Below are 23985 nucleotides of genomic sequence, written 5' to 3'. Positions count from 1 at the left end.
CCGCGGCCCCGCCCGCGCACGAAAGCGCGCTGGCGCGCAGCAGCCGCGCCGCGCTGTCCGACGACGGCCTGCTGGCCTCGGTGCTGCCCGGCTTCCGGCCGCGCAGTGCCCAGCAGGACCTGTCCGCGGCGGTCGCGACCGCGTTCGAGGACCGCGAGCCGCTGCTGGCCGAGGCCGGGACGGGCACCGGCAAGACCTTCGCCTACCTGGTTCCGGCCCTGCTGTCCGGGCGCAAGACGATCGTCTCCACCGGCACCCGAGCGCTGCAGGACCAGCTCTACCATCGCGACCTGCCGCGGGTGCGCGACGCGCTCGGCCGCGGGCTGCGCACGGCGCTGCTGAAGGGCCGCGCCAATTACCTCTGCCGGCACCGGCTGGAGCGCGCGCGCGGCGAGAACCGCTTCCAGACCCCGGCGCAGGCCGTGCATTTCCAGCGCATCGTGGCCTGGAGCGGGCGCACGCGCATGGGCGATCTGGCCGAGCTCGAATCGCTGCCCGAGGATTCACCGCTGCTGCCGATGGTGACCTCGACCGCCGAGAACTGCCTGGGCAGCGAATGCCCGTTCTGGGGCGAGTGCTTCGTGGTCCAGGCCCGCCAGCGCGCCCAGGAGGCCGACGTGGTGGTGGTCAACCACCACCTGCTGCTGGCCGACCTGGCGCTGAAGCAGGAGGGCTTCGGCGAGATCCTGCCCGGCGCCGAGGCCTTCGTGATCGACGAGGCCCACCAGCTGCCCGAGCTGGCGGCGCAGTTCTTCGGCGAAGGCCTTTCGGCGCGCCCGCTGGTCGAGCTGGCGCGCGACGCCATCTCCGAATGCCGCGAGGTGGCCGGCGCCCTGGCCATGCTGCAGGAGCCCGCGCGTGCGCTGGAACAGGCGACCCGCCAGCTGCGCGCGGCCATGGACGTCCTGCCGCTGCGTGGCACCCGTCCGCAGCTGCTGGCGGTGCCCGAGGTCGTCGAGGAGCTCGATGCGCTGGATGCCGCGCTGCTGGCGCTGGCCGGTGCGCTCGCGCCGCTGGCCGACGCGGCCCCCGGGCTCGAAGCCTGCCTGCTGCGCGCCCGCGACCACCATGGTCGACTGGGTCGCTGGCGCGACCTTGACGATGGTGGCCGCGACGCCGGCGAAGCGCAGGCGGCCGACGCCGGCACGGGTGAGTCGCACGACGCCGCGGGCGCTGGCGCTCCGGCTGCGCCCACCCGTGACGACGATGTCCGCTGGTACGAGCTCTCGCCGCGCGGCTTCCGCCTGCAGCGCACGCCGCTCGACGTGTCCGGTCCGCTGCGCGCCCACCGCGAGCGCTCGCGCGCGGCCTGGGTGTTCACCTCGGCGACCCTGGCGGTCGAGGGCCGCTTCGACCATCTCGCGCGCCGGCTGGGCCTGTACCAGCCGCGCACCCTGCTGGTGCCGAGCCCGTTCGACTGGTCCACCCAGGCGCTGTGCTACCTGCCGCCCGGTCTTCCGGAGCCGTCGGCGCGCGACTACACCGCCGCGATCACCGACGCGGTGCGCCCGGTGCTGGAAGCCTCCGGCGGTCGCGCCTTCCTGCTGTTCGCCTCGCACCGCGCGCTGCGCGAGGCCGCCGAGGCGCTGCGCGACGGCCCGTGGCCGCTGTTCGTGCAGGGCGAGGCGCCGCGCCACGTGCTGCTGCAGCGTTTCCGTGAATCCGGCAACGGCGTGCTGCTGGGGGCGGCCAGCTTCCGCGAGGGCGTCGACGTCGCCGGCGGCGCGCTCAGCGTGGTGGTGATCGACAAGCTGCCCTTCGCCTCGCCCGACGATCCGGTGTTCGAGGCGCGGCTGGAAGCCATCCGACGGGCGGGCGGCAACCCCTTCCGCGACGAGCAGGTGCCGCAGGCGGTGATCGCGCTCAAGCAGGGCGTGGGCCGGCTGATCCGCACCGAGACCGACCGCGGCGTGCTGGTGCTCTGCGATCCACGCCTGCTCGGCAAGGGCTATGGCAAGCGCTTCCTCGATTCGCTGCCGCCGTTCCCGCGCACCCGCGACGCCGCCGATGCGGTGGCGTTCTTCGGCGAAGCCTGATCCCGGCGCGCACGCGCTAACCTGTCGCACCCCGATTCCGGTTTTGTCGCGCATGCGCCTGCTCGCCATCGAGACCTCCACCGAAGCCTGCTCCGTCGCCGTGATGGTCGATGGCGAGGTGTGCGAGCGCTTCGCGATCGCCCCGCGCCGCCACGCCGAACTGGTGCTGCCGTGGGCCGAGGCACTGCTCGCCGAGGCCGGCACGCATCGCAGCGCACTCGATGCGGTCGCCGTGGGTCGCGGCCCGGGCGCGTTCACCGGCGTGCGGCTGGGGATTTCGATCGCCCAGGGCATCGCGCTCGCGCTCGGGCGCCCGCTGCTGCCGGTCTCGACCCTGGCCGTGCTGGCCATGGACGGGCTGCGCGACGGCGGTGACCGCGTGCTCGCCGCGATCGATGCGCGCATGGGCGAGGTCTATGCGGGTGCCTTCGCGCGCGACGGCGCCGGCCTGCGCGCGCTCGGGCCGGAGCGGGTGTCGGCTCCCGACGCCGTCGAGCCACCCGATGCGGGGCCGTGGACTGGCGTCGGTACCGGCTTCGCGGCCGCGGACGCGGCCCTGGTGCGCCATCTCGGTGACCACCTGGGTCCGGTCGACGCCGCGGCGCTCCCGCGCGCGGGCCAGCTCGTGCGCCTGGCCGCGCTGTCGATGGCGGCGGGCGGGGCGTTGGCACCCGAGCTGGTGGAGCCGGCCTATCTGCGCAACCAGGTGGCCCTGACCCTGGTCGAGCAGGCGGCCGCGCGCGCCGCCCGCGGCTGAGGCTCAGTCGTCGACCAGCTCGCCGCCGGGCAGGAAGTTCCAGGTGCGGGTGACGTGGAGGACGTCGATCTCCTCCTCGGTGCGGGGCAGCGGCGGATAGGGCTCGGCCAGGCGCGCGATGCGCAGCGCGGCGTCGTCGAGCAGGCGCACGCCGCTGGACTGGATCACCTCGGCGCGCTCGACCGAGCCGTCGCGGCGGATGGCCACGCTGATCACCAGGGTGCCCGACAACTGCCGGCGGCGGGCTTCGTCGGGATAGTTGAGGTTGCCCACGCGCTCGACCCGGTCCACCCACGCGCGCAGGTAGGTGGCATAGGCCCACTCCTGGGTCGAGGCCGAGACGAACTTGCGCTTGGGCCGCTTGGCGTAGCGTTCCGACTGCAGGTGGATCTCGGCCGCCAGCCGCGCCATGGCCAGGTCGCGCTCGATCTTCTCCGGCCCGCGTGGCAGCACCTGCTCCTCGACCTGCGGGGTGGCTTCGGGCGCCGCCACGGCGGCCTCGCCGCGGCGGCTGGCGACGACGCGCGCTTCCGGTGGCGGCGCGAGGTCGGGCGACTGCGCACGCACCGCGCGCTGCGCGACGCCGTCCTCGTCCTGCGGCAGCTGCCCGGCCTGGGCGTCGCGCGGCCGCCGGCTGGCCTCGTCCTCGCCGCCGCCCTGGTTGCTGGCCTGCGCGAGGAAGTCGGCCTGGGCCTGGGTCAGCGGACTGCTGGTGCGCGTCAGGATCACGTCGAGCGTGGGCAGCACCGGCGCCGCCTCCTCGAGCGCGAAGCCGACGCCGAGCACCACCATCGCGTGCACCAGCAGCGACAGCACCATGGTCGCGCCCAGGCGCTGCCGCTCGCCGACGCCCCCGGGGGCGACCATCGTGCTCACGTCCGCCCGGGATCCCGCGCCGCGGTCATGCCTGGACGCCCGGCGCCCCGCGCTCGATCGCATCGAACAGCAGCCCGGCGATGTTGAGCCCGAACTCCGCGTCGAGTTCGCGGATGCAGGTCGGACTGGTGACGTTGACCTCGGTCAGCCAGTCGCCGATCACGTCCAGGCCGACGAAGCGCATGCCGCGCCTGACCATCTCCGGTCCGACCTGCGCCGCGATCCAGCGGTCGCGTTCGCTCAGCGGGCGGCCTTCGCCGCGGCCACCGGCGGCGAGGTTGCCGCGGAACTCGTCGCCCTGCGGGATCCGCGCCAGGCAGTAGTCCACCGGCACGCCGTCGATCAGCAGGATGCGCTTGTCGCCTTCGCTGATCTCGGGCAGGTAGCGCTGCGCCATGGCCAGGTGGCGGCCGCCGTCGGTGAGCGTCTCGAGGATCACGTTGAGGTTCGACTCGCCGGCGGTGGCGCGGAAGATCGAACGACCTCCCATGCCGTCGAGCGGCTTCAGTACCGCCTGTCCGTGTTCGGCCACGAAGGCCTTGAGCGCCGCGGCCTCGCGGCTGACCAGGGTTGGCGGGCAGCACTGCGGGAACAGCAGCGCGGCCAGCTTCTCGTTGAGGTCGCGCAGGCCGCGCGGGTCGTTGACCACGTTGGCACCGGCCATCCGCGCGATGTCCAGGATCTGGGTGTCGTGCACGTAGTCGGCATCGACCGGTGGGTCGGTGCGCATCAGCACGACGTCGCCGGCCTGGAACTCGCGATGTGACGCAGCTCCCAGTTCGAACCAGTCGCGGGCGTCGTCGCGGACCGAGAGCGGGGCCGCGAGCGCGCGGGCGCGGCCCTGGTCCATCGACAGGCCTCCGGGCACGACATAGTGCAGGCGATGGCCGCGGCGCTGCGCCTCGAGGAGCATGGCGAAGGTGGAGTCCTTCGCGACCTTGATCGACCCGATCGGATCCATCACGACGACGACATCAAGCGGCATACGGGCCTTCCACGGCAGTTAGTGACAAATGTTATCAGCTGTCGCGGGGAGCCATGCGCCGGACGCGCGTTTGCATGCGCGAAATGCCGCACGGCGCGCTTGACACCGGTGCGGCGGACTGCAAGATAGACGCTCGCAATGGGGCCGCAGTGCAGGCGCCATGCACGGGGAGACACGATGACGCAGGACCAAAGCCGCGCCGGCAGCCTGGAAGGCCTGCGCGTGATGGTGATCGACGACTCGAAGACGATCCGCCGGACGGCGGAGACGCTGCTGCGTCGCGAGGGCGCCGAGGTTGTGACCGCGACGGACGGGTTCGAGGCGCTTGCCAAGATCGCCGACCAGCGACCGCAGATCATTTTCGTCGACATCATGATGCCGCGCCTGGATGGCTACCAGACCTGCGCGCTGATCAAGAACAACCAGCTGTTCAAGCACACGCCGGTGATCATGCTGTCGTCCAAGGACGGCCTGTTCGACAAGGCGCGCGGCCGCATCGTCGGCTCCGAGCAGTACGTCACCAAACCTTTCACGCGCGAGGAACTCCTCGACGCGATCCGAACGCACGTCAACACCTGACCGGGGGGACAGGGACACCATGGCAAAGATCCTGCTGATCGAGGATTCGCCGACCGACACCGCGGTGTTGACCCAGCTCCTCGAGCGCAACGGGCACCAGGTGATCGCGCGCACCAACGCCGAGGACGGCATCGAGGCGGCGCGTGCCGAGCTGCCCGACCTGGTCCTGATGGACGTCGTGCTGCCCGGCATGAACGGCTTCCAGGCGACCCGCGCGTTGTCGCGCGACTCCGCCACCACCGCCATCCCGGTGCTGATCGTCAGCACCAAGGGCATGGAGACCGATAAGGCCTGGGGCATGCGCCAAGGCGCGCGCGGCTACGTGGTCAAGCCTCCGGTCGAAGCCGACCTCATCGAGCGCATCAACGCGCTGCTGGGCGGCTGAAGTGGGCCGCCGCGACACCGGCCGCCGCGCGGGCGACCCCTTCGAGGTCCTCGCGGGCTTCGAGCGGCGCAGCCTGGCGCACGTCGTCGGGCTGCCCGAGCAGCTCGACGCGCCCGGCCTGTGGCGTGGCGTCGGCTACCGCGTCGGCCCGCGCCTGCTGGCGTCGGGCTTCGACGAGGTGGTGGAAATCCTGCCGCTGCCGCCGCTGACGCCGGTGCCCGGCGCGCAGTCGTGGATGCTCGGCGTGGCCAACATCCGCGGCAGCCTGCTGCCGGTGGTCGACCTGCGCCTGTTCCTCGAGGGCGAGCGCACGGTGATCCACGAAGGCCAGCGCGTGCTGGTGGTGCGCCAGCCCGGCGGCAACGTGGCGGTGACCATCGACGAACTGTTCGGCCAGCGCAGCTTCCTGGAAGAACAGCAGTCGTCGCACGAGGCCCTCGCCGAGGGGCGCTATTCCGGCTTCATCGATCGCGCCTACAAGGTGGGCGGCCACGCATGGGGCGTCTTCAGCCTGGACCGGCTGTCGCGCACTCCCGAATTCAGACAAGCAGCGGCCTGACGCCGCATCCGACAGGCCAGAGGTAATCCATGAGCAACGTCATCGACAACGAGACCGGCAAGGGTCGGACCATCGGCGCCAGGGTCTGGATCTGGCTGCTGATCGCCTCGCTCGCGATCTTCGCCGGCAACACGATCTACGCGATGACCAAGGCCTCGCGCCTGGGCGGTGCCAGCACCGCGGCCTCGAGCCTGCAGGTGAACTCGCAGCGCCTGGCCAACCAGGGCCGGGAAGCGGTGGACGGCAGCGCCGAATCCTACGCGGCGTTCAAGGCCACCAAGGCGGCGGTCGACAGCGACATCCAGCAGCTGGTCGCCAACTTCGGCGGCACGCCCGACGTCGCCGGCGAGATCCGCACCGTGGCCGCGACCTGGGAGCCGCTGTCGGCAAGCGCCGAGCAGGTGATCGCGTCCGAAGGCGCGGTCGTGGCCTTCGCCGGCAACGCCCAGCGCTTCACCCAGGCGGTTCCGCAGCTGCAGGCGCAGCTCGACGAAGTGGTGCGCGCGATGTCGGCCAGCGGTTCGCCGTCGTCGCAGATCTACATCGCGCTGCGCGAGGTGGTGCTGGCCTCGACCATGGCCCGTCGCGTGACCGAGATCCAGGCGGGCGGTGCCGCGGCATCGGTGGCCGGTGACGCGCTGGCGCGCGACGCGGGCGTCTTCGAGCAGGTGCTGACCGGCCTGCGTTCGGGCGACGAGGCCATGAACGTGCAGCCGCTGGCGAACGCCGGCGCGCTGGCCGCGCTGGCCCAGGCGACCACGCAGTGGGAGGAGATGAAGAAGGACCTGGACGCGATCCTGGCCAGCTCGCAGAACCTCTTCGGCGCGCAGACCGCGGCCGCCTCGCTGGCCACCGGTTCCAACAAGCTGCTGTCGGACAGCGAGTCGCTGTTCCAGTCGCTGACCACCTTCGGCTCGCTCAACGACACGTCGATCCTCGGCAACATCTGGATCTCGATCGTGTTCGGCGCGCTGGCGCTCTTGGCCATCGTCGGACTGCTGCGCGAACTGAGCCGCGACCAGCGGGTCCGCTACGAGACCACGATGGAGCTCAACAACCGCAACCAGGAGGCGATCATGCGCCTGCTGGACGAAATGGGCTCGCTCGCGGAAGGCGACCTCACGGTGAAGGCCACGGTGACCGAGGACATGACCGGCGCCATCGCCGACTCGATCAACTTCGCCGTCGAGCAGCTGCGCAGCCTGGTGCAGACGATCAACGACACCTCGGTGCAGGTGGCGTCCAGCGCGCAGGAAACGCAGGCCACCGCCATGCACCTGGCCGAGGCCGCCGAGCACCAGGCGCAGGAGATCAGCTCCGCGTCGGACCGCATCAACGAGATGGCGCAGTCCATCAACCAGGTGTCGCGCAACTCCGCCGAGTCCGCGGACGTGGCGCAGCGCTCGGTGCAGATCGCGACCAAGGGCGCGGGCGTGGTGCGCGAGACGATCGCCGGCATGGACACCATCCGCGGCCAGATCCAGGAGACCTCCAAGCGCATCAAGCGGCTGGGTGAAAGCTCGCAGGAAATCGGCTCGATCGTCGAACTGATCAACGACATCTCGGAGCAGACCAACATCCTGGCGCTGAACGCGGCGATCCAGGCGGCGTCGGCCGGTGAGGCGGGCCGCGGCTTCGCGGTGGTGGCCGACGAAGTGCAGCGACTCGCGGAACGCGCCTCGAACGCCACCAAGCGCATCGAGACCCTGGTCGAGACCATCCAGGCCGACACCAACGAGGCCGTCAGCTCGATGGAGCAGACGACTTCCGAGGTGGTCGCCGGTGCGCGCCTGGCCGAGGACGCCGGTACCGCGCTGGGCGAGATCGAAAACGTCTCGACCAGCCTGGCGGCGCTCATCGAAGGCATCTCGAGCGCTTCGCAGCAGCAGTCCGCCGCGGCCTCGAACATCACCGAGACGATGAACACGATCCAGTCGATCACCGCGCAGACCTCGCAGGGTGCCAACCAGACGGCGGCCTCGATCGGAAACCTCGCGCAGCTGGCGGCGGACCTCCGCCGCTCGGTTGCCGACTTCAAGCTGCCGGCCTGATTCCAGTCCGATGACCGCCCTGCGCGACGCGATCGACTACACCACGCTCGGCTGGGTCAAGCCGGAGCTCGACGAGACCCTGCGCCAGGCGCGGATCGAGATCGAGGACTTCGCCGCCGACCCGACCGACACCAGCCGCATGCGCTTTTGCGCGGGCTACCTGCACCAGGTGCAGGGCACGCTGCGCATGGTCGAGCTGTACGCGCCGGCGATGGTGGCCGAGGAAATGGAGCGCCTGGCCCAGGCGCTGCAGGACGGCGCCGTGGCCGACCGCGACAGCGCCTGCGCGATGCTGATGCGCGGCGTGGTGCTGCTGCCCGACTACCTGGAGCGCCTGCAGAGCGGCCACAAGGACATCCCGATCGTCCTGTTGCCCCTGCTCAACGACCTGCGCGCCGCGCGCGGCGAGCCGGGACTGTCGGAAAGCGTGCTGTTCGCGCCCGACCTGCAGCGTCCGCTGCCGGGCGACCTGGCGCAGGCCGTGGTCGCCAACGATCCGGTGCCGGTGCGCAACGCACGCGCCCAGCCGCTGCTGGCCGACCTGCGTGCTTCGATGGCCGATTGGCCCGAGTCGGGAACCGTCGCGGATCCGATCGCGCTGTCGTCCGCACTCGAACACCTGCTGGGTCATGTCCAGGCGGAGCCGGCACGGCGCATGCTGTGGGTGGCCGCTTCGGTGGCCAAGGCCGTCGCCGACGGCGCGCTGCCGTCGACGCCCGCGCTGCGTCAGGCCTTTGCCAGCGTCGAGCGCGAATCGCGCCGGCTGTTCGAGGACGATGGCTTCGGCGTGCCGCGCGCGGAGTCCGCGCTCGAGCCGACCCGCCAGCTGCTCTACCACGCGGCCCACGCGACCACCGACCATGCCGCGCTGCGTGCGCTGCACGAGACCTTCGAGCTGCAGCAGCAGCTCCCGACCGACTCCGAGATCAGCCACGCCCAGGGCAGCATGAGCGGGCGCAATCGCGCGCTGCTCGACACCGTGGCCGCGGCCGTCAAGGAAGACCTGCTGCGGGTCAAGGACGCGCTCGACCTCTACCTGCGCACCGCCGAAACCGACCTGTCACGCCTGGCGCCGCAGGTCGAGGCGCTGGGGCGCGTGGCCGATACGCTGGGCATGCTCGGCCTCGGCGTCGCGCGCGGCGTGGTGGAACAGCAGCGTACCGCCATGGCGCAGATCGTCGGCGGCCAGCGGGCGGCCGACGAGGGTGCGCTGCTCGACGTCGCCGGCGCGCTGCTGTACGTCGACGCCACGCTGGACGACCAGGTCGCGCGCCTCGGCGCCGGCGACCAGGGCGCGCCCGAGCAGGGCGACCTGGCCGCGGGCGAGGCCGACAAGGTGCTCGACGTGCTTGCGCGCGAGGCGATCGCGAATTTCGCCGATGCCCGACAGGCCTTCGTCGCCTTCATCGAGACCGGCTGGGACCATGCCGAGCTCGCCGAGGTGCCGCGCCTGCTCGGCGAGGTGTCCGGTGCGCTGCAGATGCTCGAGCTGCCGCAGCCGGCCGCCTACCTGACCGGCGTCCGGCGCTACATCGAGGACGAACTCATCGCCAGCCGGCGCGTGCCCAACGGCCGCCAGCTGGACACCTTCGCCGACGCGCTGGCGAGCCTGGAGTACTACCTCGAGGCGCTGCGTGAGCGGCGGTTCAACCGCGACGAGATCCTGGACGTCAGCCGGCACAGCCTGGAAAGCCTGGGCTACTGGCCGCTGCCGGCGAGCCGGGCGCACGACGCGGTGTCGTCGGACGCCGGCGAGGCTCCGGCGGTCGTGAGCAGCGCCGACATCGAGCGCACGATCGAGGCGCTCATCGATCGCGGCCCTGCCGGTGCCGCCGAGGCGACCGCGTCCGGCGCGGCGTCGGCCGACGCTGCAGCCGACGCCCGACCGGCCCCCGCGCCGGCGCCGGCATCCGGAGCCGCCGCAGGCCAGGGTGGCTTCGAGGCGACCGGAGACGAGATCGACGACGACATCCGCGAGGTCTTCCTCGAGGAGTTCGCCGAAGAGATCGACAACCTCGACCAGCTGCTGCCGCTCTGGCGCGCGCAGCCCGCGGACCTGGAGCGCCTGCGCCCGATCCGCCGCGTCTTCCACACGCTGAAGGGCAGTGGTCGGCTGGTCGGCGCACGGACGCTCGGCGAGTTCAGCTGGAAGATCGAGAACATGCTCAACCGCGTGCTGGACGGCACGCGCGTGGCGAGCCCGGCGGTGGTCGCGATGGTCGACCAGGCCTTCTACACCCTGCCGCAGCTGCAGGCCGCCCTGCGCGGCGATGGCACCGTCCAGGCCGACCTCGAGCGCATGCAGGGCTCGGCCGACCGCATCGCGGCGGGTGACGAAGGCATGCCCGAAGAGGCCAGTGCCGGCCAGGCGACGACGCCGTCGGCGCCGGTTGCGCCGGTTGCCGCGGCGGAACCTGCGGTCGTCGAGCCGCCGGTCGCGGCGGAGTCCATCGCGGTGCCGCCCGTGGACGCTCATGACGAGCCCGTCGCGTCCGTGCCGGTGGAGGCCACTGAGGCCAAGCCTGCGGCCGACGCGGCGGATTCGCTGGACATGGTGACCGCCTCGGTGGACGCCCTGCTGCTCGAGATCCTCGATGCCGAGGTCACCGGCCACCTGGTGACCGTTGACGCGTGGGTCGATCGGGCCGGTGCGGGCGACGCGCGGGCGTCGGAAGAACTGCTGCGCGCGCTGCACACCATGAACGGCGCGTTCGCGATGACCGAGCTGCCGACGGTCGCGCAGGCACTGACGCCGGCCGAAGGCTACGTCCGTCGCCTCCTGGCCGCCGGTTCGCCGGCGTCGGACGAGGGCGTGGCCGCGATCGGCCAGCTGGCCGCGGTCACGCGTGCCGCCATCGTCGGCCTGCAGGCGACGAGCCCGCAGGTGCCGGTCGCCGCCGCGCTGGCCGCGCGCCTGCTGTCGCTGCGCGACGACCTGCCCGAACCCGCGCCGCTGGATTTCGAGGCCCTTGCCGCGGCCGCGCGGGATCCGGACGACGCGATCATCGAAGGCGCCACCCCGGAGCTGGTCGACATCGACCTGAGCGAGTACGCGGGCTTCGGCTCCGACGGCGCGCCGGCGATGGGCGACGGGGCTGCGACGCTCGTTGAAGATGAGCGCGTCGAGGCCGAGCGCCTTGAAGCGGAACGCATTGAAGCGGAACGCATTGAAGCGGAACGCATTGAAGCGGAGCGGCTCGACGCTGAGCGCATCGAAAACGAGCGCGTTGAAGCAGAGCAGCTTGAAGCCGAGCGGATTGAAGCGGAACGCCTCGAAGCAGAACAGCTTGAAGCGGAACGGCTTGAAGCGGAACGGCTTGAAGCGGAACGGCTTGAAGCGGAACGGCTTGAAGCGGAACGGCTTGAGGCGGAACGGCTTGAAGGCGAGCTTCTCGAAGCCGAACGCATCGAAGCGGAGCGTCTCGAAACCGAGCGTCTCGAAAGCGTGCGCCGTGAAGCCGAGGCGCTCGAAGCCGAACGCGCCGAGGCGGCACGCCTGGCCGAGGCGATGGACGAGGCAGCAGAGCTCGAGGCGCAGCAGCTCGCGGCCGCGCGTCTGGTCGAAGAAGCGCGCGAAGCCGAGCTCGAAGCGGCGCGCATCGAGGCGGAACGGGTTGAAGCCGAGCGCCTCGAGTCCGAGCGTCTCGACGCCGAGCGTGCCGAAGCCGAACGCCTCGATGCCGAGCGCATCGAAGCCGAGCGTGCTGAATCCGAACGCCTGGAAGCGGAACGCGCCGAAGCCGAGCGCCTCGAAGCCGAACGACTTGAAGCCGAACGCCTTGAAGCCGAACGCCTCGAGCTGGCCGAGCTCGAAGCCCAGATCCTCGAGCTCGAGCGGCTCGACGCCGAACGACTCGAGGCGGAACGCGTCGAAGCCGAGCGGCTCGAAGCCGAACGCCTGGACGCCGAGCGCCGCGAACAGGAGCGCCTGGACGCCGAACGCGCCGAGGCCGAGCGCCTGGAGGCCGAACGCCTCGCCGCCGAGCAGGCCGAAGCCGATCGCCTGGAGGCCGAACGCCTCGAAGCCGAGCGCGCGGAGGCTGCGCGCATCGAGGCCGAACGCCTGGAACTGGAACGCGCCGAAGCCGAGCGCCAGGCCGCCGAGCGCATGGACGCCGATCGCGAGATCGCCGCGGCCAGCGCCGCGATGCTGGCCGCGATTCCGACCGACGAGGATCCCGACGCCAGCTTCGATTTCACCGGCCTGGATACCGAGCTGGTCGACATCTTCGTCGAGGAAGGCCGCGACCTGCTGGACCATTCCGACGGCCTGCTCGCCAGGCTGCGCGAGTCCGCGGACGACCGGGAGTCCCTGGTCGGCCTGCAGCGCGACCTGCATACCCTCAAGGGTGGCGCGCGCATGGCCGGCGTGTTCGCCATCGGCGAGCTCGGGCACTCCATGGAGTCGCTGCTCGAGGCGGTGTCCGAACAGCGCTTCGACCTGTCGCGCAGCGACGTGCCCCTGCTCGAGCGCGGCTTCGACCGGCTGCATGCCATGGTCACCCGCGTCGGCGAAGGCCGCGCGATCAACCCGTCGCAGGGCCTGATCGACGCGTTCGACGCCCGTGCCCGTGGCGAGGAGCTGTCCGCCGAGGCGCTGGCGTCGCCCGCGCCGCGCGTTCCTGCGCCGGCCGTCGCGCTGAAGCCGCTGACCGCGCCGATCAGCGATCCGCTGCAGTCGGACGAGGACGACATCACCATCCGCGCGCCGCAGGAGCAGGTGCGCATCCGCGCCGACCTGCTCGACCGCCTGGTGAACTACGCCGGCGAGGTGGCCATCTACCGCGCGCGACTCGAGCAGCAGCTCGGTGCGTTCCGCGGCGCGATGGGCGAGATGGAGCAGACCAACATGCGTCTGCGCGACCAGCTCCGCCGCCTCGACATCGAGACCGAAGCGCAGATCATCGCGCGCTACCAGCGCGAGCAGGACAGCGCCGACGCGACCTTCGACCCGCTCGAACTCGACCGTTTCTCGACCCTGCAGCAGCTTTCGCGCGCGCTGGCCGAGTCCGCGGCCGACCTGTCGAGCCTGCAGGGCACGCTCGACGACCTGACCCGCCAGTACGAGACCCTGCTGCTGCAGCAGTCGCGGGTCAGCTCCGACCTGCAGGAAGGCCTCATGCGCACGCGCATGGTGCCCTTCGACTCGCTGGTGCCGCGCCTGCGCCGCGTGGTCCGCCAGGCGGCGTCCGAAACCGGCAAGCACGCCCAGCTCAGGCTGGACGGCGCGCAGGGCGAGCTCGACCGCAACGTGCTGGAGCGGATGACCGCGCCGCTGGAGCACATGCTCCGCAACGCGGTTGCGCACGGCCTGGAGAAGCCGGGATCGCGCCGCGACGCCGGCAAGGCCGACGAGGGCACGGTGCGCGTTTCGGTGCGCCGCGAAGGCTCGGAAGTCGTGCTTGAGGTCGCGGACGACGGCAGCGGCCTGGACCGCGAGGCGATCCGTCGCCGGGGCATCGAGCGCGGACTGCTGCGCGAAGACGCGATCCTGGCCGACAGCGACCTCGACAGCCTGATCTTCCAGCCGGGCTTCTCCACCGCCGACGAGGTCAGCCGGCTGTCGGGCCGCGGCGTCGGCATGGACGTGGTGGCCAGCGAAGTCCGCCAGCTGGGCGGCGCGCTCGACATCGCCAGCCAGCGCGGCAAGGGCACCACCTTCACCATGCGCCTGCCGCAAACGCTGGCGGTGACCCAGGCGGTGTTCGTCAGGATCGGCGAGACCAGCTTCGCGGTGCCGATCGCATCGGTCCGCGGCGTCGGCCGCATCGCCCGCGAGGACTTCGAGCGCGAAGGCGCGACCTATGCCTACGGCGGCGAGGACTACGCGGTGCACGACCTCGGCGGCCTGGTCGGGCATGCCGCGGCGCGCGCCGAAGGCCACCTGCAGATGCCGCTGCTGCTGATCCGCTCCGGCGAGCTGCGCGTGGCGGTGGCGGTGGACCAGATCACCGGCAACCGCGAGATCGTGGTCAAGCCGGTCGGCCCGCAGGTCGCCTCGGTGCCGGGCATCTTCGGCGCCACGATCATGGGCGACGGCAGCGTCGTGGTGATCCTCGACGTCGCCCCGCTGGTGCGCCGCCAGCAGGTCGCCCTGCCGCGCGACGTGACCCCTGTGGAGACGCCGGAACAGCGCCGCGTGCCGCTGGTCATGGTGGTCGACGACTCGATCACCATGCGCAAGGTCACCGGTCGCGTGCTCGAACGCCACAACTACGAGGTTTCGACCGCGAAGGACGGCCTGGATGCGCTGGAGCGGATGGTCGAGCGCGTGCCCGACCTGATGCTGCTCGACATCGAGATGCCGCGGATGGACGGCTACGAGCTGGCCACGGCGATGAAGGCCGACCCGCGCCTGCGCAACGTGCCGATCATCATGATCACCTCGCGTACCGGCGAGAAGCATCGCCAGCGTGCGTTCGAGATCGGCGTCGAGCGCTACCTCGGCAAGCCGTACCAGGAGAACGAGCTGCTGCGCAACGTCAACGACCTGCTGAAGAGCGTCCGCAATGGCTGAGCCGGTCCACCAGGCCGTGCGCGTGCTGCTGCTGGCCCGCGAAGGCGAGGCGAGGCTGCGGCTCGAGGCGGCGCTGGCCGATGCCGGCGCGGAGCTGCTGGGCGCGGTCGATCCGGCCACGGGCGATCCCGATGAGGCGCGCGCGCTGCGCCCGGCGGTGGTGCTGGTGGCGCTCGAGCCCGCGATCGAGGATGCGCTGGAGCGCTACGACGCCCTGCTGTCGGATCCGGCGGTGCTGGTGATGTTCGACGAGGCCGACGTGGCCGCGCGCCGCGACGGCTGGGACGCGGCGCGCTGGGTGCGCCACCTCGCGGCCAAGCTCCACGGCCACGAGGACGTGCTGCCGCCCGGTGGCGAATCCGAGGACACGGTGCATCCGGTCCCGGGCGGGCTGCCGGAGCGTGCGTTCGATCCGCAGAGCATCGACATCGGCGCCATGGCCGATGCGGCACAGGACCTGGCCGCCGAAGTGCCGCGCGCGGACGACTTCGACGCCTCGCCCGCGGACGCGCCTGCGGGTTTCTCCGGCCTGGTGGCCGCGGAGGACATGGACTGGTCGTCGGCGGGTGGCGACGAACTCTCGCTCGCCGACGATCCGGCGCTGGCGGAGCTGATCGCCAGCGCCGCCGCATCGCGCGAAGGCATCGAGGGCGACGCCGACCGCGCGGAAGACAGCTTGGCCGGCCTCGACGGCGGATCCACCTTCGACACCGCAGGGCTTTCCTTCGCGGAAGAACCCGCTGTCCCGGCCGGCAACGAGCCGCCAGTTGATGCGCCCGCGTCCGCGCCTGCCCGCGATCCGCTGTCGCTGGGCGACGGCCTGTCGCTGGCAGACGATGACGCGCCGCTGGCCACGCGCGAGCCGGCCGGCACGATCGACCTGGACGCCCTCGAGTCGCGCCTGGAAGGGCTGTCCCTGGCCGACGACGAGTCAGGGCCGATCGCCACGCGTGATGCGGGTGCGAACGCGATCGATCTCGACGCCCTGGGTTCGCGGCTCGACGGCATCTCGCTGGCCGATCCGGACAGCTACGGCCACGGGCAGCTTCGCGGCGCCGTGGTGGTCGAGGCCGGCCTCGGCGGACCCGATGCGGTGCGCCAGCTGCTCGGCGGCCTCGGTGAGGACTTCGCCCGCACCGTGCTGGTGCGGCTGCAGCTGGATGGCGGCCGCTACGAGCGGCTGGTGCAGCAGATGCAGCGGGCCAGCGCACTGCCGGTCGCGCTGGCCGAGACCGGCCACCTCGCCGAGGCGGGCACGGTGTACTTCCTGGCGCCGGGCGTCACCATCGTCGACGATCGCGCGCGGCTGCGTTTCGCCGATGCCGGCGGCGACCAGGCGACCGGCTATGACGCACTGCCGGCGACGGACAGCGCACTGGTGTTCCTGAGCGGCGCCAGCGTCGAGCGCGTGGAGCGCGCCGCGGCGATGGCCGATGCCGGCGCCCTGGTGCTCGCGCAGGCCCCCGGGAGCTGCTACGACGGCGCGGCGGTGACGGCGCTGGTCGCACAGGGCGCGGTGTCGGCCGAACCCGGCGACCTGGCCCAGGCCCTGATCGACCGCTGGCCCTGACGAGACACGACATGACGACCACTGCCATCCAGGACATCCGCGGCGTGCTGATCCAGGTCGAGGGCGCGCGGCTGCTGCTGCCCAACGCCACGATCGCCGAGGTGCTGTCCTATGCCGATCCCGAGCCCGTGGCCGACGCGCCGGAGTGGCTGCTGGGCCGCATCCGCTGGCGCGGCTGGCAGCTTCCGCTGGCCTCGTTCGCGCGCCTGGCCGGGATCGCCGACGAAGCCGGCGGGCTGGGCAGCAAGGTGGTGGTGCTCAAGGCCCTGGGTGGCGACGCCCACGTGCCCTACGTGGCGGTGCTGACCAAGGGCTTCCCGCGACTGGTGACGGTGTCGCGCGACGCGCTGGTGGCCGATGCCGGCGAGGGGGATTCCGCACAGGCCGGGGCACTGCCGCTGGGCGTGCTGATGCGCGTGCTGCTCAACGGCGAACCGGCGCTGCTGCCCGACGTCGACGCCATCGAAGGCGCCATCCGCGAGGCGCTGGCAGCCTGAGCGACCCGGCGGGTCCGCTCAGGCGAGGTCGCCGAAGGCCGCCTGCAGCGCGCTGATCGCGGCGATGCCGGCCGTCTCGGTGCGCAGGATGCGCGGACCCAGCCGCAGTCCTTCAAAGCCCGCTTCCGCCAGCACCGTCCGGTCGCGCGGCGACCAGCCACCCTCCGGTCCGATCGCGACCACCACCGGACGACCCGAGGGATCCGCCAGTGCGCGAACCGCGGCCGTGGCCGCCGGGTCGAGGGTCAGCCGGAGCGCGTCCGCCGCCAGGGCCGCGACCGCCTCGGCGAGTGGACGGGGGGGCGCCACGTCTGGAATCACCGCGCGTCCGGCCTGCGCACAGGCCGAGGCCACCACGCCCTGCCAGTGCGCCAGCCGCTTCTCGGCGCGTGCCGCGTCCAGCCGCACTTCGCTGCGATCGCTGGCCACGGGCACGAAGCCCGCGACGCCCAGCTCGGTCGCCTTCTGCAGGATCCAGTCCATCTTCTCGCCGCGGGCCACGCCCTGCAGCAGCACGATCCTGAGCGCCGACTCGTTGCGGACCTCGTGCGCGGCCAGCACCTCGACCTCGCCCCCGCGCTTGCCGGCGGAGACGATCCGGCAGGCGTAATCGAACCCGTCGCCGTTGAACAGCACGCAGGGGTCACCCGCGCCCAGGCGCAGGGTCCGCAACAGATGCCCGACCGCGGCCTCCGGCAGGGCCAGGCGCGTGCCGACCGCGAGCGGTTCTTCGACGTGGGAACGGATGACGCGCATGGGGCTTCCTCTCCTTGCCTCGGATCTACGCGGAGCTGTCCCGCCCGGCCCGCAGCATCGCTACCCGCGTCGCGTCCGTCAGCAGCGCCAGCTGGCTGTCATCGATGCAGTACGGCGGCATCCAGTAAAGGATGTCGCCCAGCGGGCGCAGCAGGACGCCGTGGTCCAGGGCCGCGCGATAGGCGTGCAGGCCGACGCGGTCCGCGGGGTCGAACGGCGTCGACCGGTCGCCGTCGCGGGTGAGTTCGAAGGCCACGACCATGCCGGCCTGGCGCACTTCGGCCACGTGCGGCAGGTCGGCGAGCGTGGCGGCGGCGTCGGCCATCTTCGCGGCCGTCGCGCGATTGCGGGCGAGGACGTCGTCGGACTCGAAGATGTCGAGCGAGGCCAGCGCCGCGGCGCAGGCCAGGGGATTGCCGGTGTAGCTGTGCGAGTGCAGGAAGGCACGTTCGCGCGAGTCGTCGAGGAAGCCGTCGTAGATCGACTGCGTGGCCAGCACCGCGGCCAACGGCAGGAAGCCGCCGGTGAGGCCCTTGGACACGCACATCAGGTCGGGCATCACGCCGGCCTGCTCGAAGGCGAACAGGGTCCCGGTGCGGCCGAAGCCGGTCGCGATCTCGTCGGCGACCAGGAAGACGCCGTGCACGTCGCAGAGCTCGCGCGCACGCTTCAGGTAAACCGGGTGGTGCATGCGCATGCCGCCCGCGCACTGCAGGCGCGGCTCCAGGATCAGCGCGCAGATCTCGCCGGGATGTTCGTCGAACAGGCGCGCCAGCGCGTCGGCCGCCTCTTCGGCGCAGTCCTCGTCCGACTGGCCCGGCCGCGCGTTCCAGGCGTCCGGCGAGGGCGCGAACATCGCCTCCATCAGCAAGGGTGCGTAGATGCGCCGGTACAGCGGGATGTCGCCCACCGACAGCGCACCGATGGTTTCGCCGTGGTAGCCGTTGCGCAGGGCGACGAACTTCGTGCGCCGCGGTTCGTCGCCGCGGTTGCGGTACCAGTGGAAGGCCATCTTCAGCGCCACTTCGACGCCCGCCGAGCCGTTGTCGGCGTAGAACACCTTCGACAGCGGCGGCCGCCCCGGCTGGCGCGGCGCGATCGCGAGCAGGCGTTCGGCGAGCTCGATCGCGCCCTCGTGCGTGGCGCCGGCGAGAATCACGTGTTCCAGCCGCCGCGCCTGGCGCGCGATGGCCTGGGCGATGCGCGGCTCCGCATGGCCGTGGATGTTGGTCCACCAGCTGCTCACCGCATCCAGCGTGCGGCGGCCGTCGTGGCCGACCAGCCAGGCGCCTTCGCCGTGCGAGACGGTCAGCAGCGGCAGGGTGTCGGGGTGCTCGCGCATCTGCGTGCAGGGGTGCCAGAGCACCGCCAGGTCGCGGGATCGCCAGCTGTCGCCCTCGGCTAGAATGGCGGGATCGTGGGAAGACTTGTCGGACATCGCCGCATTATCGCCCCGGATGGCGCCTGGGGGCGGCCGTGAGCCGTCGGCTGCCGGTCATCCACTCGGTCACCGAGTCCGACGCCGGCCCCTACCGCCTCGAGCGTCTGGACCTGGAGTTTTCCAACGGCGAGCGCCGGCGCTATGAGCGCCTGCATGGCCGCGGCCACGGCGCGGTGGTGGTGGTGCCGATGATCGACGACGACACCGTGCTGCTGGTGCGCGAGTACGCGGCCGGCGTGCACCGCTACGAACTGGGCCTGGTCAAGGGCCGCATCGATGCCGGCGAGACGCCGCTGCAGGCGGCCGACCGCGAGCTGAAGGAGGAGGCCGGTTACGGCGCCCGCCGGCTCGAGGTGCTGCGCGCGCTGACCTTGGCGCCCACCTACATGAGCCACTCGACCCACCTCGTGGTGGCGCGCGACCTGTATCCGCAGCGCCTGCCGGGCGACGAGCCGGAAGAGCTCGAAGTGGTGCCGTGGAAGCTGGCCCGCCTGCACGAGCTGATCCTGCGCGAGGACTTCTCCGAAGGCCGCTCGATCGCCGCGCTGTTCATCGCCCGCGACTGGCTGGTACACCATGCGCGATGAGGCCCTGCGCGAGGGCGTGGTCGCGATCGCCCGTGACGCGGGCGCGGCGATCATGGCGGTGCACGACGGCGACGACTTCGGCGTGCGCGCCAAGGCCGACGCCAGCCCGGTCACCGCGGCCGACCTCGCCGCGCACCACTGCATCGTCGATGGCCTGGCGCGGCTGACGCCCGACATCCCCGTGCTGTCCGAGGAATCCGCGCATGCGGTCCCCACCGGGCGGCGCCACGCGTGGTCGCGCTTCTGGCTGGTCGATCCGCTCGACGGCACCCGCGAATTCCTCAAGCGCAACGGCGAGTTCACCGTCAACATCGCGCTGGTCGACCACGGCGTGCCGGTGTTCGGCGTGATCCAGGCGCCGGTCGGCGGTGCGGTCTGGCACGGCGCGCCGGGCGAGGGTGCCTTCCGACGCGACGGCGACGCCGAACGCCCCATCGCCACCCGCCGACCCGCAACCGCCCCGCTGCGCGTCGCCGCCAGCCGCTCCCATCTCGACCCGCGCACCGCGGCCCTGCTGCAGCGCCTCGGCGCGCACGAAACGATCGGCCTGGGCTCTTCGCTCAAGTTCTGCCTGCTGGCCGAGGGCGGCATGGACGCCTATCCGCGCATGGGCCCGACCAGCGAATGGGACACCGCCGCCGGCCAGGCCATCCTCGAAGCCGCGGGCGGCTGCGTGCTCGACCTCCAGGGCCGACCCTTCCGCTACAACCAGCGCGACACCCTGCTCAACGGCCACTTCATCGCCCTGGGGGATCCGGAGCTGCCGTGGCGGAGGTGGGTGTAGGGCTTTTTGCCACGGATCTACGCGGATCTTTCGCGGATTTCCACGGATCGAGCAGGAAGGTCGAAGCGCTCTTTTGCCACGGATGACGCGCATTGCGCGGATTTGCGCGGATCAAGCCGAATCCTTGAAGTGGCTTCCGTGCATGCCGACGGGGACGCCATTTCCCACTGACTGAAACACCGCAGGATTTCCTCGGCCAGATCCGCGCAAATCCGCGTCATCCGTGGCAAATCCTTCCTTCCAACCGCTTGATCCGTGGAAATCCGCGAAAGATCCGCGTAGATCCGTAGCAAAAAAAGGAACCCCCATGTCCACCCAGCTGCACCGCCTGCTCGAGATCATGGCGAAGCTCCGCGACCCCGAGGGCGGGTGTCCATGGGACCTCGCGCAGGATTTCTCGACGATCGCGCCCTATACGATCGAGGAGGCCTACGAAGTGGCCGATGCGATCGATCGCGGCGACATGGACGGTCTGCGCGACGAGCTCGGCGACCTGCTGCTGCAGGTGGTGTTCCATGCGCAGATGGCGCGCGAGGCCGGGCACTTCGGCTTCGAAGAGGTGGCGCAGGCGATCGCCGACAAGATGGAGCGGCGCCATCCGCACGTGTTCGGCGACGATGGGCGGCACGACGATGCCGATGCGGTGCGCGCGAGCTGGGAGGAGATCAAGCGCGCCGAGCGCAGCGCGGCCGGCGTCGACGACCGCTCGGCGCTGGCGGGCCTCTCGCGTGGCCTTCCGGAGTGGCAGCGCGCGGTGAAGCTGCAGGATCGCGCGGCCCGGGTCGGCTTCGACTGGCCCGGGCCGGCGCCGGTGCTGGACAAGCTGGCCGAGGAGCTGGAAGAGGTCCGCGCGGAATTCGAAGCGGTTGCCGCCGCGCCTGGCGACGCCGCTGCGCAGGCGCGGCTCGAGACCGAGCTCGGCGACCTGCTGTTCGTCGCCGCCAACCTCGCGCGCCACGCACAGGTCGATGTCGGCACGGCGCTGCGGCGCGCGAACCGGAAGTTCGAACGCCGCTTCCGCGCCATGGAAACACTGTCCGAGCGCGACGGCGCGCCGCTGTCAGCGCGTCCGCTCGAAGCACAGGACGCGCTCTGGACCAGGGTCAAGGACGCCGAGCGCGACGGCGACGGCTGAGGCATCATTCCAGCCGTCGGCCACACCGGGAGGCGACATGGCCCGCTACTCGAGTTTCCGCGAGTTCTACCCGTTCTACCTGTCCGAACACCGCAACGCGACCTCGCGCCGCCTGCACTTCGCGGGCAGCTGCGCGGCGCTCGCCTTCGTTTGCGTGGCGATCGCCTCCGGCAGCGCCTGGTGGCTGCTGGCGGCGCTTGGGTCCGGCTACGGTTTCGCCTGGATCGGCCACTTCTTTTTCGAGAAGAACCGGCCGGCGACCTTCAGCCACCCGCTGTACTCGTTTGCCGGTGACTGGATGATGTTCCGCGACATCCTCGCCGGTCGCATCCGGCTCTGATCTTCACGCGATCTGGACGCGTCTCCCGGCAGCCTTTCACAAAGCTGAAGACTGTCCCTTTGGAGGACTCATGCGCGGATCGCAGGAACCCGGTGGCCTTGTCCTGATCGTCGAGGACAACCGGAACATTTCGGAGATGGTGGGCGAATACCTCGAGGGCCGCGGCTTCGAGGTCGACTACGCCGCCGATGGCCTGGACGGCTATCGGCTGGCAAGCGAGAACAATTACGACGTGATCGTTCTCGACCTGATGCTGCCGCGCCTGGACGGCATCGAGGTGTGCAAGCGCCTGCGCGAGGAAGCCCGCAAGTCGACGCCGGTGCTAATGCTGACCGCGCGCGACACGCTTGACGAGAAGCTGACCGGCCTGGGCGCCGGCGCCGACGATTACCTGGTCAAGCCCTTCGCCGTGCAGGAGCTCGAGGCCCGCCTGCGCGCGCTGATCCGCCGCGAGCGCCGCCAGGTGGGCTCGGAAGTGCTCAAGGTCGCCGACCTGGTGCTCGACCCGGCCAGCCTGCGGGCGACGCGCTCCGGCACCGAGCTGCAGCTGTCGCCGATCGGCCTGAAGCTGCTGACGATCCTGATGCGCGAGTCGCCCCGGGTGGTCAACCGCCAGGAGATCGAGCGCGAGATCTGGGGCAACAGCCTGCCCGACTCCGACACCCTGCGCAGCCATCTGTACAACCTGCGCAAGACCATCGACAAGCCGTTCGACAAGCCGCTGCTGCACACCGTGCAGAGCGCAGGCTACCGGATCGCCGACATCGAACAGCCGCCCGCCTGACGGCGGCCAGGTCATTGGCAATGCCCCAGGGACTCCCGCGCAAGCTGCGGCGCTTGTTCGTGCTGCAGGCCGTGCTGGCGATCGTCGCGGTCGTCACGTGCATGTACGTGGCGACCGTGTTCGCGCGCGGGCAGATCGCGTCCGACTGGATGCGCACCGAAGCGCAGCGCTTCTGGCACGAGCGCGCCCGCGATCCCACGTATGCGCCGCCGTGGACCCAGTCGGTGAACAGCTACTTCGTCGCCGACGGCGTGGATGCCCTGGCGCTGGGCGTGCCGCGGGCCTTCGTCGAAGCCGGGCCGGGCCTGCACCGGCTCAGGGGATCGGGGCCGTCGCAGCGCCTGCTGGTCGAGGACGCCCAGGGCGGGCGGCTCTACCTGCGTGTCACCTTCATGCTGATGGATCGCGTGGGGGTCTGGTCGCTCGGAATCGCGGCGCTGCTGTCACTGCTGGCGATCGCCACGGTGAGCTGGCTCAGCTACCGCATTGCCCGCCGGCTGGTGCTGCCGTTGACGGTGATGGCCGGGGAGGTGGCGCGCTGGGATCCCCGGACGCCCGACCTCGACGCGATCGCGCCGGCGGGTCTTCCCGGCGAGGTGGGGACCGAAGTGCGGCTGCTCGGCGGCGCGATCCGCGGCCTGGCGGAGCGCACGCAGTCGTTCATCCGCCGCGAGCGCGATTTCACCCGCGAGGCCAGCCATGAGCTGCGCACCCCGCTGACCGTGGTGCGCGTCGCCACCGACATGCTGCGCCGCGACCCCGAGCTGCCGACGCGCATGCACCGGTCGCTCGACCGCGTGCACGTGGCGGCCCGTGACATGGAATCGGTCATCGACGCGCTGCTGATCCTCGCGCGCGAGGACGAGCCGGTGCAGACCGAGGAGTTCGACCTGCTGGACGTGGCGGTCGAAGCCGCGCGGGTGGGCGAGGCCATGCTCGAGGAGCTGGGCAATGCGGAGGCGGTCGACGTCCGGCTGGTCGAACAGGCCGCGCCCGTGCTCCACGGCTCCCGGCGCGCGATGACGGTCATCCTCGAGCAGCTGGTGCGCAATGCCTGCACGTTCACCGCGGCCGGCAGCATCGAGGTGCTGGTGGGTGCCGACCGCGTCGAAGTCCGTGACACCGGCGTGGGCATGGACCGCGACGTGCTGGAGCGCGTCTTCGAACCGTTCTACCGCGCCGACCAGTACGTCGGCGGCCGCGGCCTGGGGCTGGCGGTGGTGCGCCGCCTGGCCGCGCGCTTCAACTGGACGGTGGCCATCGACAGCGCCCCGGGCCGGGGCACGCTGGTGACCCTGAGGTTCGCCCGCGCGGACTGAGCGTCAACCGGGACGGCGCCGGTGCGT

19 protein-coding genes are annotated in these 23985 nt (G+C 71.6%); 15 read left to right on the top strand and 4 right to left on the bottom strand.

The window, feature by feature from the left end; all coding sequences use genetic code 11:
• Positions 1–29: 29 nt before the first annotated feature.
• Both JG616_RS12585 and tsaB read left to right on the top strand, forming a co-directional pair.
• Positions 30–2036 (top strand): ATP-dependent DNA helicase, encoded by a 2007-nt coding sequence (locus JG616_RS12585; protein WP_235973145.1) that lies wholly within the window; start codon positions 30–32, stop codon positions 2034–2036.
• A 52-nt stretch (positions 2037–2088) separates the two neighbouring features.
• On the top strand, positions 2089–2793 hold the full coding sequence (tsaB, locus tag JG616_RS12580; RefSeq protein ID WP_199392799.1) for a tRNA (adenosine(37)-N6)-threonylcarbamoyltransferase complex dimerization subunit type 1 TsaB: 705 nt from the start codon (positions 2089–2091) through the stop codon (positions 2791–2793).
• Positions 2794–2796: 3 nt separating this feature from the next.
• Here tsaB and JG616_RS12575 read toward each other — a convergent pair whose 3' ends face one another.
• Positions 2797–3669 carry an energy transducer TonB gene (locus JG616_RS12575; protein WP_199392798.1) on the bottom strand — a complete coding sequence of 291 codons (873 nt, stop codon included), beginning with the start codon at positions 3667–3669 and terminating at the stop codon, positions 2797–2799.
• 25 nt (positions 3670–3694) lie between these two features.
• Positions 3695–4654 carry a glutathione synthase gene (gene gshB / locus JG616_RS12570; RefSeq protein WP_199392797.1) on the bottom strand — a complete coding sequence of 320 codons (960 nt, stop codon included), beginning with the start codon at positions 4652–4654 and terminating at the stop codon, positions 3695–3697.
• Positions 4655–4831: 177 nt separating this feature from the next.
• Between gshB and pilG the strand changes: the two genes are divergently transcribed.
• From pilG to JG616_RS12530, 7 genes are read left to right on the top strand one after another with little or no spacing between them, the layout of a single operon-like run.
• Positions 4832–5233 carry a twitching motility response regulator PilG gene (pilG, locus tag JG616_RS12565; RefSeq protein ID WP_199362798.1) on the top strand — a complete coding sequence of 134 codons (402 nt, stop codon included), beginning with the start codon at positions 4832–4834 and terminating at the stop codon, positions 5231–5233.
• Between the two features lie 19 nt (positions 5234–5252).
• A complete protein-coding gene (locus tag JG616_RS12560) occupies positions 5253–5618 on the top strand; it encodes a response regulator (protein ID WP_199362801.1) in 366 nt (121 codons plus the stop codon).
• A gap of 1 nt (position 5619) precedes the next feature.
• Positions 5620–6177: a chemotaxis protein CheW gene (locus tag JG616_RS12555; protein WP_199362803.1), complete on the top strand. Its 558-nt coding sequence runs from the start codon at positions 5620–5622 to the stop codon at positions 6175–6177.
• 29 nt (positions 6178–6206) lie between these two features.
• On the top strand, positions 6207–8228 hold the full coding sequence (locus JG616_RS12550) for a methyl-accepting chemotaxis protein (protein ID WP_199362805.1): 2022 nt from the start codon (positions 6207–6209) through the stop codon (positions 8226–8228).
• A 10-nt stretch (positions 8229–8238) separates the two neighbouring features.
• Positions 8239–14745: an Hpt domain-containing protein gene (locus JG616_RS13690; protein WP_235973135.1), complete on the top strand. Its 6507-nt coding sequence runs from the start codon at positions 8239–8241 to the stop codon at positions 14743–14745.
• Positions 14738–16315 (top strand): chemotaxis protein CheB, encoded by a 1578-nt coding sequence (locus JG616_RS12535; RefSeq protein ID WP_199392796.1) that lies wholly within the window; start codon positions 14738–14740, stop codon positions 16313–16315. Before JG616_RS13690 ends, JG616_RS12535 begins: the two co-directional genes overlap by 8 nt.
• Positions 16316–16326: 11 nt before the next feature.
• Positions 16327–16812, top strand: a complete 486-nt coding sequence (locus JG616_RS12530) for a chemotaxis protein CheW (protein ID WP_199362812.1) — start codon at positions 16327–16329, stop codon at positions 16810–16812.
• An 18-nt stretch (positions 16813–16830) separates the two neighbouring features.
• On the opposite strand, the gene JG616_RS12525 is transcribed toward JG616_RS12530, so the two are convergent.
• The gene (locus JG616_RS12525; protein WP_199392795.1) at positions 16831–17568 is read right to left on the bottom strand and encodes a 16S rRNA (uracil(1498)-N(3))-methyltransferase; all 738 of its coding nucleotides are present in this window, start codon (positions 17566–17568) and stop codon (positions 16831–16833) included.
• A gap of 25 nt (positions 17569–17593) precedes the next feature.
• Positions 17594–19006 carry an adenosylmethionine--8-amino-7-oxononanoate transaminase gene (gene bioA, locus JG616_RS12520; RefSeq protein WP_199392794.1) on the bottom strand — a complete coding sequence of 471 codons (1413 nt, stop codon included), beginning with the start codon at positions 19004–19006 and terminating at the stop codon, positions 17594–17596.
• A 38-nt stretch (positions 19007–19044) separates the two neighbouring features.
• Here bioA and nudE point away from each other — a divergent pair, with 38 nt between their 5' ends.
• From nudE to JG616_RS12490, 6 genes are all read left to right on the top strand, one after another.
• Positions 19045–19596: an ADP compounds hydrolase NudE gene (gene nudE / locus JG616_RS12515; RefSeq protein WP_199392793.1), complete on the top strand. Its 552-nt coding sequence runs from the start codon at positions 19045–19047 to the stop codon at positions 19594–19596.
• Positions 19586–20380: a 3'(2'),5'-bisphosphate nucleotidase CysQ gene (gene cysQ / locus JG616_RS12510; RefSeq protein ID WP_199392792.1), complete on the top strand. Its 795-nt coding sequence runs from the start codon at positions 19586–19588 to the stop codon at positions 20378–20380. The genes nudE and cysQ overlap by 11 nt, the downstream gene beginning before the upstream one ends.
• A 307-nt stretch (positions 20381–20687) precedes the next feature.
• Positions 20688–21515, top strand: coding sequence for a nucleoside triphosphate pyrophosphohydrolase (gene mazG, locus JG616_RS12505; RefSeq protein ID WP_199392791.1), 828 nt, complete (start codon positions 20688–20690; stop codon positions 21513–21515).
• Between the two features lie 37 nt (positions 21516–21552).
• Entirely contained in the window at positions 21553–21855 is a 303-nt protein-coding gene (locus JG616_RS12500) for a DUF962 domain-containing protein (RefSeq protein ID WP_199392790.1), read from the top strand.
• Positions 21856–21925: 70 nt separating this feature from the next.
• Positions 21926–22639, top strand: coding sequence for a response regulator transcription factor (locus JG616_RS12495; protein WP_199362827.1), 714 nt, complete (start codon positions 21926–21928; stop codon positions 22637–22639).
• Positions 22640–22659: 20 nt separating this feature from the next.
• Complete coding sequence (locus JG616_RS12490; RefSeq protein ID WP_199362829.1) at positions 22660–23958, top strand: HAMP domain-containing sensor histidine kinase; 1299 nt, start codon at positions 22660–22662, stop codon at positions 23956–23958.
• Positions 23959–23985 lie beyond the last annotated feature (27 nt).

Origin of the sequence: Luteimonas sp. MC1895, assembly GCF_016457215.1 — a bacterium.
In the GTDB taxonomy this organism is placed as follows: Bacteria; Pseudomonadota; Gammaproteobacteria; order Xanthomonadales; family Xanthomonadaceae; genus Luteimonas.
Note: the sequence above shows the minus strand (reverse complement) of the source record. Positions and strands in the feature narration are given on the sequence as shown.